Source organism: Streptomyces sp. NPDC003023 (assembly GCF_042888225.1).
Lineage (GTDB): Bacteria > Actinomycetota > Actinomycetes > Streptomycetales > Streptomycetaceae > Streptomyces.
This window is the reverse complement of the sequence record NZ_JBIAPL010000012.1, coordinates 150,613-164,455: the sequence shown is the minus strand read 5'-3', so window position 1 is coordinate 164,455 and position 13,843 is coordinate 150,613. Positions and strand designations below refer to the sequence as shown.

At 70.3% G+C, this 13,843-nt stretch carries 14 protein-coding genes and 1 pseudogene; 9 read left to right on the top strand and 6 right to left on the bottom strand.

Translation table 11 applies throughout. The features are described 5' to 3' along the window. The first annotated feature begins 62 nt into the window (after positions 1-62). The gene (locus tag ACFYV1_RS30325) at positions 63-965 is read left to right on the top strand and encodes a LysR family transcriptional regulator (protein ID WP_389398809.1); all 903 of its coding nucleotides are present in this window, start codon (positions 63-65) and stop codon (positions 963-965) included. Here the strand turns inward: ACFYV1_RS30325 and ACFYV1_RS30320 are convergent. Then, on the bottom strand, positions 954-1,421 hold the full coding sequence (locus ACFYV1_RS30320; protein ID WP_389398808.1) for a pyridoxamine 5'-phosphate oxidase family protein: 468 nt from the start codon (positions 1,419-1,421) through the stop codon (positions 954-956). The two genes, ACFYV1_RS30325 and ACFYV1_RS30320, sit on opposite strands and share 12 nt — an antisense overlap. A gap of 176 nt (positions 1,422-1,597) precedes the next feature. Here ACFYV1_RS30320 and ACFYV1_RS30315 point away from each other — a divergent pair, with 176 nt between their 5' ends. After that, positions 1,598-2,248: a cysteine hydrolase gene (locus tag ACFYV1_RS30315; protein ID WP_389398807.1), complete on the top strand. Its 651-nt coding sequence runs from the start codon at positions 1,598-1,600 to the stop codon at positions 2,246-2,248. Here ACFYV1_RS30315 and ACFYV1_RS30310 read toward each other — a convergent pair. From ACFYV1_RS30310 to ACFYV1_RS30290, 5 genes and pseudogenes are all read right to left on the bottom strand, one after another. Further along, positions 2,235-2,720, bottom strand: coding sequence for a Rieske (2Fe-2S) protein (locus tag ACFYV1_RS30310; RefSeq protein ID WP_389398806.1), 486 nt, complete (start codon positions 2,718-2,720; stop codon positions 2,235-2,237). The two genes, ACFYV1_RS30315 and ACFYV1_RS30310, sit on opposite strands and share 14 nt — an antisense overlap. 93 nt (positions 2,721-2,813) lie before the next feature. Next, positions 2,814-3,812, bottom strand: a complete 999-nt coding sequence (locus ACFYV1_RS30305; RefSeq protein ID WP_389398805.1) for a hypothetical protein — start codon at positions 3,810-3,812, stop codon at positions 2,814-2,816. Then, complete coding sequence (locus tag ACFYV1_RS30300; RefSeq protein WP_389398804.1) at positions 3,809-5,083, bottom strand: MFS transporter; 1,275 nt, start codon at positions 5,081-5,083, stop codon at positions 3,809-3,811. The genes ACFYV1_RS30305 and ACFYV1_RS30300 overlap by 4 nt, the downstream gene beginning before the upstream one ends. 147 nt (positions 5,084-5,230) lie before the next feature. Further along, positions 5,231-6,466, bottom strand: coding sequence for a discoidin domain-containing protein (locus ACFYV1_RS30295; protein WP_389398835.1), 1,236 nt, complete (start codon positions 6,464-6,466; stop codon positions 5,231-5,233). Positions 6,467-6,523: 57 nt separating this feature from the next. Beyond that, a pseudogene (locus ACFYV1_RS30290) lies at positions 6,524-7,354 on the bottom strand (chitosanase); the annotation flags it as partial. 289 nt (positions 7,355-7,643) lie between these two features. Between ACFYV1_RS30290 and ACFYV1_RS30285 the strand changes: the two are divergent. The 7 genes from ACFYV1_RS30285 (at position 7,644) to ACFYV1_RS30255 (ending at position 13,831) form a co-directional block, all read left to right on the top strand. After that, positions 7,644-8,498 (top strand): HipA family kinase, encoded by an 855-nt coding sequence (locus ACFYV1_RS30285; RefSeq protein ID WP_389398803.1) that lies wholly within the window; start codon positions 7,644-7,646, stop codon positions 8,496-8,498. Next, on the top strand, positions 8,495-8,878 hold the full coding sequence (locus ACFYV1_RS30280) for a DUF3037 domain-containing protein (protein WP_389398802.1): 384 nt from the start codon (positions 8,495-8,497) through the stop codon (positions 8,876-8,878). Before ACFYV1_RS30285 ends, ACFYV1_RS30280 begins: the two co-directional genes overlap by 4 nt. Positions 8,879-9,053: 175 nt before the next feature. Next, positions 9,054-9,815, top strand: a complete 762-nt coding sequence (fabG, locus tag ACFYV1_RS30275; protein WP_389398801.1) for a 3-oxoacyl-ACP reductase FabG — start codon at positions 9,054-9,056, stop codon at positions 9,813-9,815. A 17-nt stretch (positions 9,816-9,832) separates the two neighbouring features. Further along, on the top strand, positions 9,833-10,615 hold the full coding sequence (locus ACFYV1_RS30270; protein WP_389398800.1) for an SDR family oxidoreductase: 783 nt from the start codon (positions 9,833-9,835) through the stop codon (positions 10,613-10,615). A 127-nt stretch (positions 10,616-10,742) separates the two neighbouring features. Beyond that, the gene (locus ACFYV1_RS30265; protein ID WP_389398799.1) at positions 10,743-12,317 is read left to right on the top strand and encodes an ABC transporter substrate-binding protein; all 1,575 of its coding nucleotides are present in this window, start codon (positions 10,743-10,745) and stop codon (positions 12,315-12,317) included. Positions 12,318-12,542: 225 nt separating this feature from the next. Beyond that, on the top strand, positions 12,543-13,226 hold the full coding sequence (locus tag ACFYV1_RS30260; protein WP_389398798.1) for a uracil-DNA glycosylase: 684 nt from the start codon (positions 12,543-12,545) through the stop codon (positions 13,224-13,226). Positions 13,227-13,360: 134 nt separating this feature from the next. Continuing rightward, entirely contained in the window at positions 13,361-13,831 is a 471-nt protein-coding gene (locus ACFYV1_RS30255; RefSeq protein WP_389398797.1) for a hypothetical protein, read from the top strand. Positions 13,832-13,843: the final 12 nt, after the last annotated feature.

Here is a 13,843-nt window from a genome sequence, read left to right as displayed (position 1 = left end):
GACCTGCCCCACCTATTAGGACAAGCGAGAATTTCTCGACTCAATCGCTTAGCATCGCTTACATGTTGAACTTGGAGCGGCTGCGCACGCTGGACGCGCTGGCCAGGCACGGCTCGGTCGGCGCGGCCGCCGACGGCCTGCATGTCACCACGTCGGCCGTCTCCCAGCAGATGGCGAAGCTGGAGCGCGAGGTCGGGCAGCAACTGGTGGCGAAGAACGGAAGGGGCGTACGCCTCACCGACGCCGGCCGGCTCCTCGCCGACCATGCCGCGCGTATCCTCTCCCAGGTCGAGCTCGCGCAGTCCGACATAGAGGCCCGGCGCGGGCAGGCGGTGGGCGAGGTCAGTATCGGGGCGTTCCCGACCGCGGCCCGCGGACTGTATCCGGTCGCACTCTCCTCCCTGCGTCGCGACCATCCTGAACTGCGGGTCCTGTCGAGGGAACTGGAACCGGAGGCTTCCGTCAGAGCGGTCATCCGCGGTGATCTCGACCTCGCCGTGGTGCTCAACTGGAGCAACAGGCGGTTGCCCGTGCCGAGCGGACTCACGCAGGCGCATCTGCTCGACGACATCCCCGATGTCGCCGTACCCGCCGGCCATCACCTCGCGGGCCGCACGGACATCGACCTCGAGGAGCTCGCCGACGACGAGTGGGTGTCCTGGCCGGAGGGTGAGGGATGCCGCGAGTGGCTGGTCTTCACCCTCCGTTCCAAAGGTGTCGAGCCGCGGATCGCGCACCTGGCGGGTGAGTTGCACACGCAGCTCGCCCTGATCGCCGCGGGGCTAGGCGTCTGCATCGCACCGAGGCTCGGGCGGGGGGCGGTGCCGGACGGTGTCGCGATGGTGGCCGTACGGCAGAAGATGCGCCGCCACGTCCACGCGGTGTGGCGCACGGACGCCGACCGCAGGCCGTCCATCAGGGCGGCGGTCGAGGCGCTGCGCGGGGCGGCCGGGTCAGACGCCTGACATCTTGCGGAAGTCCCAGGACGCGACCGCTTCGGGGGTGAGCCGCAGCCAGGCGTGCCGGCCGTCGTGCGGCATCGCGTCCAGGTCGAAGTTCTTGGCGGCGAACAGCGCCTCCGGCACGACGAGTTCGGGACATTCCTCGCCGGTGCGCGGCGCCTCCCCGACGAACACGGCGGTGCCGGAGAGCTCGACGCCCCGCAGCTCCCCGTACTCCTCGCCGTCGTCGACCACCACGGCGATGTGCGGGTCGCGGCGCAGATCCGCCCAGCGCCGGCTGCGGGTGAGGGAGTAGAGCCACAGCGACGTACCGTCCCAGGCGAACCACAGCGCGCTGACGTGCGGGCGACCGTCCGCGGAGACGGTGGCGACCCGGCAGGTCCGCTGCTCGGTCAGGAACGCGTCCAGCTCGCCAGGGGTCATCATGATGCGCCGGCCCCGGCGCTGGGTGGCGGTCATCCGTGTTCCTCCGCAGGTCGGCTGACTGGCCGTCAGTAGAACTCGTCCGGCCAGCATGGAGGCTCTTCCTTCGCCGCGCAATGGGGACTACCGTCGCGCCCCCGCGCCGCGCGTGCCAGGACCTCCCGCCGAGGGGCGGGACACCGAGGCGGGGCGGGACACCGAGGAGGAGCCCCATGCCGTCGTTCCCCCAGCTGATGGAGCAACTCGAGGCGCCCACCACCGCGCTCCTCACCGTCGAATGCCAGCAGGGCGTCGTCGGGAAGGACAGTGCCCTGCCGGAACTCGCCGCGCAGGCCAGCTCCTCCGGCGCGCTCCGCAACGTCGCACGGCTGGTCGCCGCCGCCCACGACGCCGGTGTGCAGGTGCTGCACGCGGTGGCCGAGCGGCGTCCCGACGGCAGAGGGGCCAACCGCAACGCGCGGCTGTTCAGGGCCGCGGAACGGTTGCCCGTGCAGCAGTACACCGGAACGGCCGCGGTACGCGTGGCCCCGCCCATCGAGGTGGCTCCCGAGGACATCGTCGTACGCAGACTGCACGGACTCTCACCGCTGGCCGGCACCGACGTCGATCCGATCCTGCGCAACCTCGGCTGCCGCACCCTGGTCGTCACCGGCGTCTCGGCCAACGTGGCCGTCCCGGGTGCGGTGTTCGACGCGGTGAACCGCGGCTACACCGCGGTCGTCGTGTCCGACGCCATCGCGGGAGTGCCCGCCGAGTACACCCCCGCGATGATCCGCAACACCCTCTCGCTGGTGGCGACGATCGCCACCACCGACGAGGTGGTGTCCTGCTGGAAGGGGCCGCGCCGCGTCACGCGAGCTTGATCGAGTCCCCGTCCACGGTGATCGACGCGGGCGGCAGCGGAGCGGTCGCCGGGCCACCCTTGACACTGCCGTCGGACGCGTCGAACCGGCTGTTGTGGCACGGGCAGTTGATGATGCCGTTCGAGACGTCCTTGACCGCGCAGCCCTGGTGGGTGCACTTGGAGGAGAAGGCCTTGAACTCGCCCGCCACCGGCTGAGTGATCACCACGTCGCCGACGACCTTGCCGCCGCCCGCCGGGATGTCGGTGGTCTTGGCGAGCACCGTACCGCCCGCGCCGCCCGCGCCGCCCGCGCCGCCCGTACCGCCTCCCGACGTGGCGGCGCCCTCGCCGGCCGGTTCGCCGGACCCGGTCTGCGCCGTCTCCTCCGAGCCGCCGCACGCGGTCAGCGCGACGGTGAGACCGGCTCCGCCCACCGCCGCGACGACGGTACGGCGCGCCACGGTCCGCGTGGTCCCCTGCGATGCGGTCATGCTGGCTCCCTCATGTCGTCCGGCCCGGGTACCGGCCGGTTCGTGATGTTGTACGAGACCATGGGCCGTGCCGTTCACGAGTTGAGGAAATTTTCACGCTGCCGGCCGTCCCGCGGCCCGAACCCTGCTGGGCGATGAGCCTCCGCGGACCACGAGTTCCGCCGCGCCCGTGCCGTCGGCCCGTACGGACCAGATGTCGGAGGAGCCCCCGGCGGCTGCCGGGAGGGCGTAGGCGACCGTCGAGTCGTCCAGCCATGCGGCCTGGTCGTCGACGCTGCGCGCCTCGGCCAGCGGGGTGTCGCGCATTGTCGTCAGGTCGAGGACATGCAGCCGCCAGGGGTTCTCGGTCCCTTCACGGACACGCTTCTTGTAGGCGATGCGCGTGCCGTCCGGGGAGAGTGAGGGGCACTCGACGTTCTCGCGGACGGTGCGGGCCGTCCACCTGCTCAGGTCGCCTTCGACCAGATGGGTCCGGCCGCGGGTGGACACGGTCGCGTAGAAACGGTTGTCGTCCCGGCCGAAGGTGATGCCCCAGTAGTTGACGTCGGGCGCGCTGTAGCGCTTGCCGTCGACGGAGAGCTGGACGGTCTCCACGTTCTTGATCAGGTAGCCGGTCCGGGTGTCGAGGATGCCGCTGCGTGTGGAGAACGACGAGCCGGCGTACGAGTCGCCGCTGACGAAGACGGTCCACGAGACCATCCGTCCGGACGGGGAGACCCGCGCCCGGTCCGGGGTTCCGCCGAAGGTGACGGTGCGTTTCGGGCGCAGTGAGCGGTCGAGGACCACGGCCCGGGCCCTCGGCGGGATGCCCGGCTCCGTGGTCAGACAGACCGCGCTGCCACCACTCGCGTAGAAGCGTCTGCACGTCAGACCCGTCGCCCTGCGCCCGCTTCCCGCCTGAGCGGTGATCGTGCCGTCGGCGGTACGGAAGTACAGGCCGGGAGTGTTGTCGAGGGTGACGCCGGAGGACCTGGGCGCGGCGCTCCCGTTCCGGTCGGCGGCACGGACGGTGTACACGACGGCGATCGTCGCCAGCACCGCGGTGGTGACGGTCACGGCTGTGACGCGGGCACGCAGGGACATCGAGGTCATCGGGACTCCGGAAGAGCGGCTGGAACGAGAAGGCGGGCGGCGAACAGGGCGGCGGCCAGAGCGGCGGACGCCGTCACCAGAGCCGCGTGCATGCTCCAGAGCGTCCACACGGCACCGAACGCCACGGAGGCGAGCAGTCGGCCGACCGCCTGCCCGGACTGGAGCAGCGCCAGTCCGCCCGCCCGCTGCTCCTCGGGGATCACCGGACCGCCGAGCGCCATCAGCACACCGTCCGTGGCCGCGTAGAAGGAACCGTGCAGGATCAGCACGGAGACGGTCAGGGGCCAGCCGGTGGCGGGGGAGAAGAGCACGACGTACGCGCCGAGCAGGGCAACGTGCCCCATCAGATAAGGAGTGCGGCGGCCGATCCTGTCGGCGGCCCTGCCGACGGGTACGGCGAGCAGCAGATAGACGCCCGCGCTGCCCAGCGGCAGCAGGGGGAACCAGGCCGCGTCCAGGTCGAGACGCTTCTGCAGGACCAGGTAGAGGAAGCCGTCGCCGACGGACACCGCTCCCAGGAGGGTCGCCGCCCCCAGAACCCGGCGGAAGACCGGAGCCGTCACCAGAGCCAGGGTCGAGCGCAGGGTGGTGGCGCTGCCCGCCCGGACGGGCGCGATGCCGCGGCCGGGGACGAACGCGAACAGCAGCACGACGCCGAGCAGGCCGAAACAGAAACTGACGACGAACACCGCGTCGTACGCGTCCGCCGTCGCCCAGAGCAGGGCGAACGCCAGGAGAGGGCCGAGCAGGGCGCCCGTCGTGTCCATCGCGCGGTGCACGCCGAAGGCGCGGCCGAGGTCCCGCTCCTCGCAGCTGACCGAGATCAGAGCGTCGCGCGGTGCCGTACGGACACCTTTGCCCACGCGGTCGGCGGCGAGTGCCGCCGTCAGCGCCGGGGTGGAACTGCCGGCGAGCAGCAGACCCAGCTTGCAGACCGTGGACAGGGCGTATCCGGAACCGGCGACGAGCCTGTGACGCCGCCAGCGGTCCGCGGCGTGCCCGCCGGCGAGCCGCACGAACGCGGTGACGCCGTTGTAGAGCCCGTCGAAAAAGCCGAACTGGAGCGGGCTGAGGCCGAGGCCGAGGACGAGGTAGAGGGGGAGGACGGCGGTGACCATCTCGGAGGAGATGTCGGTGACCAGACTGACCGCGCCGAGCGCGACGACCGTGGAGGCGACGCGCGTCCGGCCGGTGGCTCGTTCGGAAGTGGCGGGGGCGGGTCCGGGGTCGGGGGTGTGCGATGGGCTGCCCCTGCCGGCGGCGAGATACATGGAGGCTCCTGGGACGCGCCCGCCGGTGTGGCCGGTGTGGCTGGTCGGGCCGGTGTCCCGGCGTGACCGGTGGCGTCGGTGCGGGCCGGAGCCCCGTTGTGTGCGAGGCGGGAGGCGGACACACCGGCGGACGCTGGTGGATGCGGGTCAGCGGCAGGAGTAGGTGGGACTGGTGTCGAGGACGGTTCCGTCCGTCTCGACGAACTGGGACCGGAAGCCGGTGTCGGTGAAGTCGAGCTTCACCACCCCGAACTTGTCCCAGATCCGCTTCTCGCTGTTGGCCTGGACCGTGTCGCCCTCGCCGTAGAGGTCCTTGCCCCCGGCGCCGCCGATGATCTCGACGATGCCGTTCGGGTCTGCCCGGCCGTCACGGGTCTGCGGGGCGAACCGCTCGTAGTGGTGGTCGTGCCCGTTGAGGACCAGCTCCGCGTCGGCGCCTTCGAGGAGGTCCCACACGGGCCTGCTGACCGGGACGTTGCCATGGCTGCCCGAGCTGAACAGAGGCTCGTGCCAGTAGGCGGCCACACATTTCTTGCTGTTGGCGGCGAGGTCGGCCCTGAGCCAGTCCAACTGCTCCCGTTCGTCGAAGCGGTTGGAGTTCAGCGCGACGAAGTGCCAGTTGCCGTGGTCGTACGAGTACCACATCTTGCCCTGGGGGGTGGCGCGGCTCCCGAAGTACTCGCGGTAGGCCTTCTCGTCCCTGTTCTCCCAGTCGTCGTAGGACTCGTGGTTGCCGGGCACCGGGTGGGTCCGGTCCTTGAAGCGGCCCCAGGACTTGTCGTAGTAGTTCCGGAAGTCCTCGATGTGGGCGTCGTCGTACTGGTTGTCGCCCATGGTGATGTAGAACGCCGGGTTGATGGCCATGGCCCGGTCGGCGGTCTGGAAGTGCCGGCAGCCCGCGTCGCCCTTGTCGCACTGGGCGGCGATGTCGCCCGCTCCGACCACGGAGAACGCACCGGCCGGGTCGGGCGGGTCCGTCGGGCCCGGGCCGGAGCCGCCTGTGCCGTACACCTCGACCTCGTACAGCGAGTATCCGTAGTCGGTGCCGCGAGCCGTGCCGTAGACCCTCAGGTGGCGGCCGTTGCCGGTCAGACCGGCCCACTCGTCGGTGCCGCCGTCGCCGGACGTCGTGCCGGCCAGCCGGGTCCAGTTCGAGCCGTCCGCCGAGATCTCGATCCGGTAGCCGGTCGCGTACGCGGCCTCCCAGGTCAGTTTCACCTTGGAGACGGTTGAATCCGCGCCGAGATCGATCCGCAGCCACTGCGGGTCGGAGCCCTCCGCGCTGGCCCAGCGGGTCGAGGCGTTGCCGTCGACCGCCTTGTCCGGGGTCAGGGACGAGTCCTCGTCGGAGGACGAGGAGGCGGGCCTGTCACGCGAGAGCAACCGCTCGTCACCGCCGCCCGGTTCCGAGGGCTCCGGGCCGGGGGCCGGGTCGTCCGCGATGTGGAACTCGTCGCCGTAGACGTGCCAGGTCAGCGGAGTCTCAAGACGGAGATTGCCGTCGTTCAGGAAGACCCGCTGCGCGGTGTCGACGCGGCTGGTGTCCTCGTGCGCCGCCTCCTTCTTCATCTCCTCCACCCGTGCGTCCAGGAACGCGTGCAGGTACTCGGTCTCGTCGCCGCCCTCCGCCGGGGTGTCGGCGTTGCCGCGGGCGTCGGCGCGGATCGACTCGAAGCCCGACTCGCCGTGCATGACGAAGGCGTCGTAGTACGCGAACTGGCCGAGTTCCTGCAGACCGTCGCCCTTGGCCCGGGAGACGGACGGGTCGAAGTAGACCCGGTCGCGCTCGTGTTCCTGTGCCGCCTGGAACTCGGGAGTCCGCGCGGCCTCCACCCATGCGTCGGTGAAGCCGGGGTCGAGACCTTCGTGCGAGTCGCTGCCGTCGACCTCCCGCAGGGCGGGCAGGTATTCGGCGAGCGGGTTGTCCGGCACCTGCCCGGTGTAGTGCTCGACGAGTTCGAGCATGTCGTGGGTGCCGGAGCAGAAGCCGACGATCCCGGCCGTGTAGCCGCGGCCGTCGCCGATGTCCTCGATGTAGTCGTACTGCCCGCGCCAGTCCAGCGACGAGTTCTCGGCGCTGGAGACGAGCCGCATGGCGATCTCCTTCTTCGCCGGATCGTCGAGACCGGCCGGCTCGGCGGCCTGACTGACGCTCAAGGCCACCACGGCAGGGACAGCGGCGAGCACCGTCGCCAGGGCGATCCTGAGTCCTTTGCGCCGGGAGCGGCGGCGGGTCGGGGGTGAGTGCCTTCGGAGAGAGAGCAGGGGCATGTGATTCTCCGCTTTCTCGCCTGGGCCGTGCCATGACGCACCGGGGTCGGGCAGGGGTCGGCAGCGCGAACCAGACGGAAGGTGGGGCCGGAGCCCACTGTTAGGAACCTTTCCTTTCTATTGGCGTCCGGCTGCCGCCCGCAAGGGGCGGGGCAGAAGAAAAGCGGAACGTGGCCGGTGCGGTGGAGCGCCGCCCCGGTCCTCGGCCGTGTACGCCGACCCGCTTGCCAGGTCGCACCGCCCGAGCCGAACTTCGATTGCAAGGCGAGAAGTTGGATAACCTGGCGAAATGCTCACAGAAGTGATCGCAACCCGCTACGTGACGCCCCTGCGTGAGGGCGGTTCGCTCCCGGGGATCGTCGAGGCCGACGATCTCGGCACCTACGTCATGAAGTTCACCGGTGCCGGACAGGGGCGCAAGACACTGGTCGCCGAGGTCATCTGCGGACAGCTCGCGCGGCGGCTCGGGCTGAGGGTGCCCGAGCTCGTCACCATTCAGCTCGATCCGGTCATCGGACTCTCCGAGCCGGATCAGGAGGTGCAGGAACTGCTCAAGGCCAGTGGCGGGCTCAACCTGGGGATGGACTTCCTGCCCGGCTCGCTCGGTTTCGATCCGCTCGCCTACGAGGTCGATGCCGCGGAGGCCGGCAGGGTCGTCTGGTTCGACGCGCTGATCAACAACGTCGACCGTTCATGGCGCAACCCCAACCTTCTGGTGTGGCACGGCGATCTGTGGCTCATCGACCACGGGGCCACGATGATCTGGCACCACAACTGGCCCGGCGCCGCCGCCTCCGCGGCCAAGGCGTACGACGCCTCCGACCATGCGCTCGCCCCCTTCCGCCCGGACATCGCCGCCGCCGCGGCGGAGCTGGCCCCGCAGGTCACAAGGGCGCTGCTCACCGAGATCGTGGCGGAGGTGCCCGACGAGTGGCTCGTCGACGAGCCCGGCTTCGACTCGACCGACGCCCTGCGCCGCTCCTACGTCGAGGCGCTGCTGCCGCGTGCGGCGACGATCCACGAGCGCATCACGCTCGACGCCCCCACGAAGAGCAGGCCGTCCCAGGCGCCCGGCTGGCTGACCGATCACCTGAGCCCCTGGCCGCACCCCACGAAGAAGAGCACGAAGGACGCCGACCAGTGAACGACCGCGACGTTTTCGAGTACGCACTGCTGCGCGTGGTGCCGCGGGTCGAGCGCGGGGAGTTCGTCAACGCGGGCGTCGTCGTGTACTGCCGCGCCAGGACGTTCGTCGCGGCCCGCACCCACCTCGACGAGACGAAGTTGCGGGCGCTCGACCCGCAGGCCGACGTGACCGGTGTACGGGCGGCGCTGCGCGCCGTGGAGGGAGTCTGCCGCGGTGGTGCGGACGCGGGTCAGGCCGCACGGGACGACGCGGGCAGGCGCTTCCGCTGGCTGATCGCGCCCCGGTCCACGGTCGTGCAGCCGGGGCCGGTGCACACGGGTCTCACCCTCGACCCGGAGGCGGAGGTGGAGCGTCTGCTCGACCTGCTGGTGCGATGAGGGGCGCCGAAGCGGCCGATGTGACATGCGCCGTTGATCCCCGGGGCCGTTGACACCGAGTGCCAGGGCTTCTAGCGTCCTGTCTGCCGAAGGTACTAAGCGGTCGCTCAGTGGAGAGCGTCGCGAGCAGTCGCCGGCACAGGGATCGACGGCTTCAAGGGCGAGGAGAATCAGAATGTCCACCACCGAGCAGCGTGTGGCTGTTGTGACCGGAGGCGCGCGCGGCATCGGCGCCGCCACCGCCGTCAGGCTCGCGGCCGAGGGGCGTGCCGTAGCGGTACTCGACCTCGACGAGGCGGCCTGCAAGGACACGGTCGAGAAGATCACCGCGGCCGGCGGCAAGGCGCTCGCGGTGGGCTGCGACGTCTCGGACGCCGCCCAGGTGGAGGCCGCCGTCGCGCGCGTCGCCGCCGAGCTCGGCGCGCCGACGATCCTGGTCAACAACGCCGGTGTGCTCCGCGACAACCTGCTCTTCAAGATGAGCGAGTCCGACTGGGACACCGTGGTGAACGTGCACCTCAAGGGCGCCTTCCTGATGGCCAAGGCGTGCCAGAAGCACATGGTCGACGCCGGCTTCGGCCGGATCGTCTCCCTCTCCTCCTCCTCTGCGCTCGGCAACCGCGGCCAGGCGAACTACGCCGCGGTCAAGGCGGGCCTCCAGGGCTTCACCAAGACCCTCGCCAAGGAGCTCGGCAAGTTCGGCATCACCGCCAACGCCGTCGCCCCCGGCTTCATCGTCACCGAGATGACGGCGCAGACCGCGGCCCGCGTGGGCATGGGCTTCGAGGACTTCCAGGCCGCCGCGGCGACCCAGATCCCCGTCCAGCGCGTCGGCAGGCCCGAGGACGTCGCGAATGCGATCGCCTTCTTCGCGGGCGACGACGCCGGCTTCGTCTCCGGCCAGGTCATGTACGTGGCCGGCGGCCCGCTCAACTGAATCGGGGTTCGAGGAACATGGCAGCAGAACAGGCAGCAGGGGCGGACCAGGTCCAGGACAGCGGCAGGGTCGCGCTGATCACCGGGGCGAGCCGCGGTATCGGGTACGGCATCGCGGAGGCCCTCGTGGCCCGCGGCGACCGGGTGTGCATCACCGGCCGTGGTGAGGAGGCGCTGAAGGAGGCCGTGGAGCGGCTGGGTGCCGACCGGGTCGTCGCGGTGGCGGGCAAGGCCCACGACGAGGCCCACCAGGCCGTCGCCGTGGAGCGCGCCATGGAGGCGTTCGGCCGCGTCGACTACCTGATCAACAACGCCGGCACGAACCCCGTCTTCGGCCCCATGGCCGAACTCGACCTGAACGTGGCGCGCAAGGTCTACGAGACCAACGTGATCTCCGCGCTCGGGTTCGCGCAGCAGACCTGGAAGGCGTGGCAGAAGGACAACGGCGGTGCGATCGTGAACATCGCCTCCATCGCCGGCGTCTCCGCCTCGCCCTTCATCGGGGCGTACGGCATGAGCAAGGCGGCCATGGTCAATCTGACCCTCCAGTTGGCGCACGAGCTCGCGCCGTCCGTGCGGGTCAACGCCATCGCGCCCGCGGTGATCAAGACAAAATTCGCCGAGGCGCTCTATGAGGGCAGGGAGGCCGAGGCGGCCGCCGCCTACCCGCTGGGGCGCCTCGGGGTGCCTTCGGACATCGGCGGCGCGGCCGCGTTCCTGACCTCCGACCAGTCGGACTGGATCACGGGGCAGACGCTCGTCGTGGACGGCGGTATCTTCCTCAATGCGGGCGTCCACTGACGCGCAGCGGACCGCCGTGAGGTGGTTTGTTCCTGAATGATCCAAGTGCCCCGCCGGGCCTTCAGGTTGACCCGGCGGGGCGCTGCGGTATGGTTCGCCGACCCATGGCTGAACGAGGAGCGTGCACGTGTTCTACCGGACCTGTCTGCAGGCCGCTGCAGCCCTAGCGTCCATATCTCTGCTGGCGGGGTGCGGCCTGTTCGCGGACGAGGACGCCGACCGTGAGCAGAAGATCTCCGTCGGCACGACCAGTGAGCCGAGTACGCTGGACCCGGCCGCTGCCTGGGACGGTTCGTGGGAGCTGTACCGGAACGTCTTCCAGACCCTGGTGAGCTTCCCGACGGGGAGCACCGTGCCGCAGTCGGACGCCGCCGAGTGCCGCTTCGCCGACGCCACGAACAAGATCTTCGAGTGCGAGCTCCGCGAGGGGCTCACGTTCACCAACGGCGAGAAGCTCGACGCCGCGGCGGTCAAGCACTCCATCGACCGTATCCGGACCATCAACGTGCAGGGCGGTCCCAACGGACTCCTCGGGTCGCTCGACAAGATCGAGACGACCGGCGACCGCGTCGTCACCTTCCGTCTGAAGACGTCCGACGCCACCTTCCCGTTCATCCTCGCCACCCCGGCCATGTCGATCGTGCCGCCCTCTGAGTACCCGGCCGACAAGCTGCGCGAGGACGGCAAGCTGACCGGCTCGGGGCCGTACTCCCTCGACTCGTACGAGAAGGGTGACCGGGCGGAGCTGACCCGGTTCGCCAAGTACAAGGGCTTCGCGAAGATCAAGAACGACTCCGTCACGATCCGCTACTTCGAGGACTCCGGCGTCATGATGACGGCCCTCAAGAAGCACGAGATCGACGCGATCAACCGTGGTCTCACCGCGGAGCAGGTCGTCGAACTGCAGGAGAAGAAGCCGGAGAACGATCACCTCCAGCTGGTCGAGACCGTCGGCGCGGACATCCGCTACCTCGTCTTCAACCCCGCCGACCCCAATGCCGGCAAGCTGGCCGTGCGCCGCGCCATCGCGCAGGTCGTCGACCGCGACGCGCTCGTGGAGAAGGTCTACAAGGGCACCGCGGAGCCGCTGTACTCGATGGTCCCCAAGGGCATCGCCGGACACACCACCGAGTTCTTCGACCGGTACGGCGAGCCGAACGTGACCAAGGCGGCGGAGATCCTCGAGAAGGCGGACATCACCGAGCCCGTGCCGCTGAGCTTCTGGTACACCACCGACCGTTACGGCTCCGCGACGGCGCCCGAGTTCCAGGAGCTCAAGCGGCAGCTCGAGGCGACCGGACTGTTCGAGGTCACCATCCAGGGCAAGCAGTGGGACGAGTTCCAGAAGGGCTACCAGAACGGCGAGTACCCCGTCTTCGGCCGTGGCTGGTTCCCCGACTTCCCGGACCCGGACAACTTCATCGCCCCGTTCGTCGGCGCGAACAACGTCCTCGGCACCCCGTACGAGGCGCCGGAGATCACCGAGCAGCTGGTGCAGTCGCGTCGCGAGAGCGACCGCGGAGCGGTCACCAAGCAGTTCGAGAAGGCCCAGGAACTCCTCGTCGACGACGTCCGCCTGCTGCCGCTCTGGCAGGGCAAGCTGTACGTGGCGGCCAGCGAGGAGATCGGCGGCGGCGAGCGCGCCCTCGACCCGCAGACCGTCATGCAGGTGTGGGAGCTCTACCGCAAGGCCAGCTGGTAACCGGATCCGCAGGCCGGCCCGGCGCCGGGACAATTCGGCGCCGGGCCGATCCGCGCGTCGGGGCCGATCCATGCGCCGGGGCCGATCCGCGCGTCGCCCGGTCCGGGCGCCCGGACCCGTCGTCCGGCGGGCCGCCCGGCAAGCCGACTGTCAGTGGCCCCCGGTAAGTTCTGAGATCTCGGTTCCCTCGATCTCGGAACCGACCCATCGACGGAGGTTGTTGACGTGACCGACACCGACATGCTGCCCGAGGCCTGGCGCGGCGTCCTCGGCGAAGAGCTCCGCAAGCCCTACTTCAAGGAGCTCACCGAGTTCGTCGAGAAGGAGCGGGCGAACGGTCCGGTGTACCCGCCGAGCGCGGAGGTCTTCGCCGCACTGGAGGCCACGCCGTTCGAGCGGGTGAAGGTGCTCATCCTCGGTCAGGACCCGTACCACGGAGAGGGACAGGGCCACGGCCTCTGCTTCTCCGTGCGGCCGGGCGTCAAGACCCCGCCCTCCCTGCGCAACATCTACAAGGAGATGCAGAGCGAGCTCGGGCACCCGGTCCCGGACAACGGCTATCTGATGCCGTGGGCCCGCCAGGGCGTCCTGCTGCTCAACGCGGTGCTCACCGTCCGGGCGGGCGAGGCCAACTCCCACAAGGGCAAGGGCTGGGAGAAGGTCACGGACGCGGTCATCCGCGCCGTGGCCGACCGGCCGGACCCGGCCGTCTTCGTCCTGTGGGGCAACTACGCACAGAAGAAACTGCCGCTGATCGACGAGGAGCGGCACATCGTGGTGAAGGGCGCGCACCCCTCGCCGCTCTCGGCGAAGCGGTTCTTCGGCTCCCGCCCCTTCACCCAGATCAACGAGGCGGTCGCGGCTCAGGGACACGAGCCGATCGACTGGCGGATCCCCGACCTGGGCTGACGGGCCGACCGATTGGCGCACCTGGCTGACAGGCTCGGGCCGGTGCCCGAGCCTGTGAGGCATCGGCCCACTCTGCGGTTAGCGTCGGTGCCCAGGGAGCAGCGCTCCGCAGCGCGGACGTGGAGGGCACAGTGATGGAGCAGCAGGAGGCGTCCGAGGACGTCGTGATGACCCGGATCGGCCAGGCGATGATGCTGCTGCACGGCGGTGACCGTGAAGAGGCACGCAACCGTTTCGCCCTGCTGTGGTCGGAGATCGGGGAGGACGGCGACGCCCTCCACCGATGCACCCTCGCCCACTGCATGGCGGACGTCCAGGACGACCCGGCGGACGAACTGGCCTGGGACCTGCGTGCCCTCGCGGCGGCCGACGGGCCGGGCGGGCCGCGGCTCGCCCGGCACCAGCAGGACATGGCCGTACGCGCCCTGTATCCCTCACTCCATCTCAACCTCGCCGCGGACTACGCCGGACTGCGCCGGCCACAAGAGGCGCGTGCCCACCTGGACCGGGCGCGCGCCGCGGCGGGCGCGCTCGGGGACGACGGCTACGCAAACGGGGTACGCGCGGCCATCGACCGGCTGGAGCGCAGGCTGCGGACGGGCTGAGGCCCCGGGCGG

What these genes read in the sequence shown, in the direction of transcription:
- ACFYV1_RS30325 (WP_389398809.1), top strand. Translation starts at nt 63, where the DNA reads ATGTTGAACTTGGAGCGGCTGCGCACGCTGGACGCGCTGGCCAGGCAC.
- ACFYV1_RS30320 (WP_389398808.1), bottom strand. Translation starts at nt 1,421, where the DNA reads ATGACCGCCACCCAGCGCCGGGGCCGGCGCATCATGATGACCCCTGGC.
- ACFYV1_RS30315 (WP_389398807.1), top strand. Translation starts at nt 1,598, where the DNA reads ATGCCGTCGTTCCCCCAGCTGATGGAGCAACTCGAGGCGCCCACCACC.
- ACFYV1_RS30310 (WP_389398806.1), bottom strand. Translation starts at nt 2,720, where the DNA reads ATGACCGCATCGCAGGGGACCACGCGGACCGTGGCGCGCCGTACCGTC.
- ACFYV1_RS30305 (WP_389398805.1), bottom strand. Translation starts at nt 3,812, where the DNA reads ATGACCTCGATGTCCCTGCGTGCCCGCGTCACAGCCGTGACCGTCACC.
- ACFYV1_RS30300 (WP_389398804.1), bottom strand. Translation starts at nt 5,083, where the DNA reads ATGTATCTCGCCGCCGGCAGGGGCAGCCCATCGCACACCCCCGACCCC.
- ACFYV1_RS30285 (WP_389398803.1), top strand. Translation starts at nt 7,644, where the DNA reads ATGCTCACAGAAGTGATCGCAACCCGCTACGTGACGCCCCTGCGTGAG.
- fabG (WP_389398801.1), top strand. Translation starts at nt 9,054, where the DNA reads ATGTCCACCACCGAGCAGCGTGTGGCTGTTGTGACCGGAGGCGCGCGC.
- ACFYV1_RS30270 (WP_389398800.1), top strand. Translation starts at nt 9,833, where the DNA reads ATGGCAGCAGAACAGGCAGCAGGGGCGGACCAGGTCCAGGACAGCGGC.
- ACFYV1_RS30255 (WP_389398797.1), top strand. Translation starts at nt 13,361, where the DNA reads ATGGAGCAGCAGGAGGCGTCCGAGGACGTCGTGATGACCCGGATCGGC.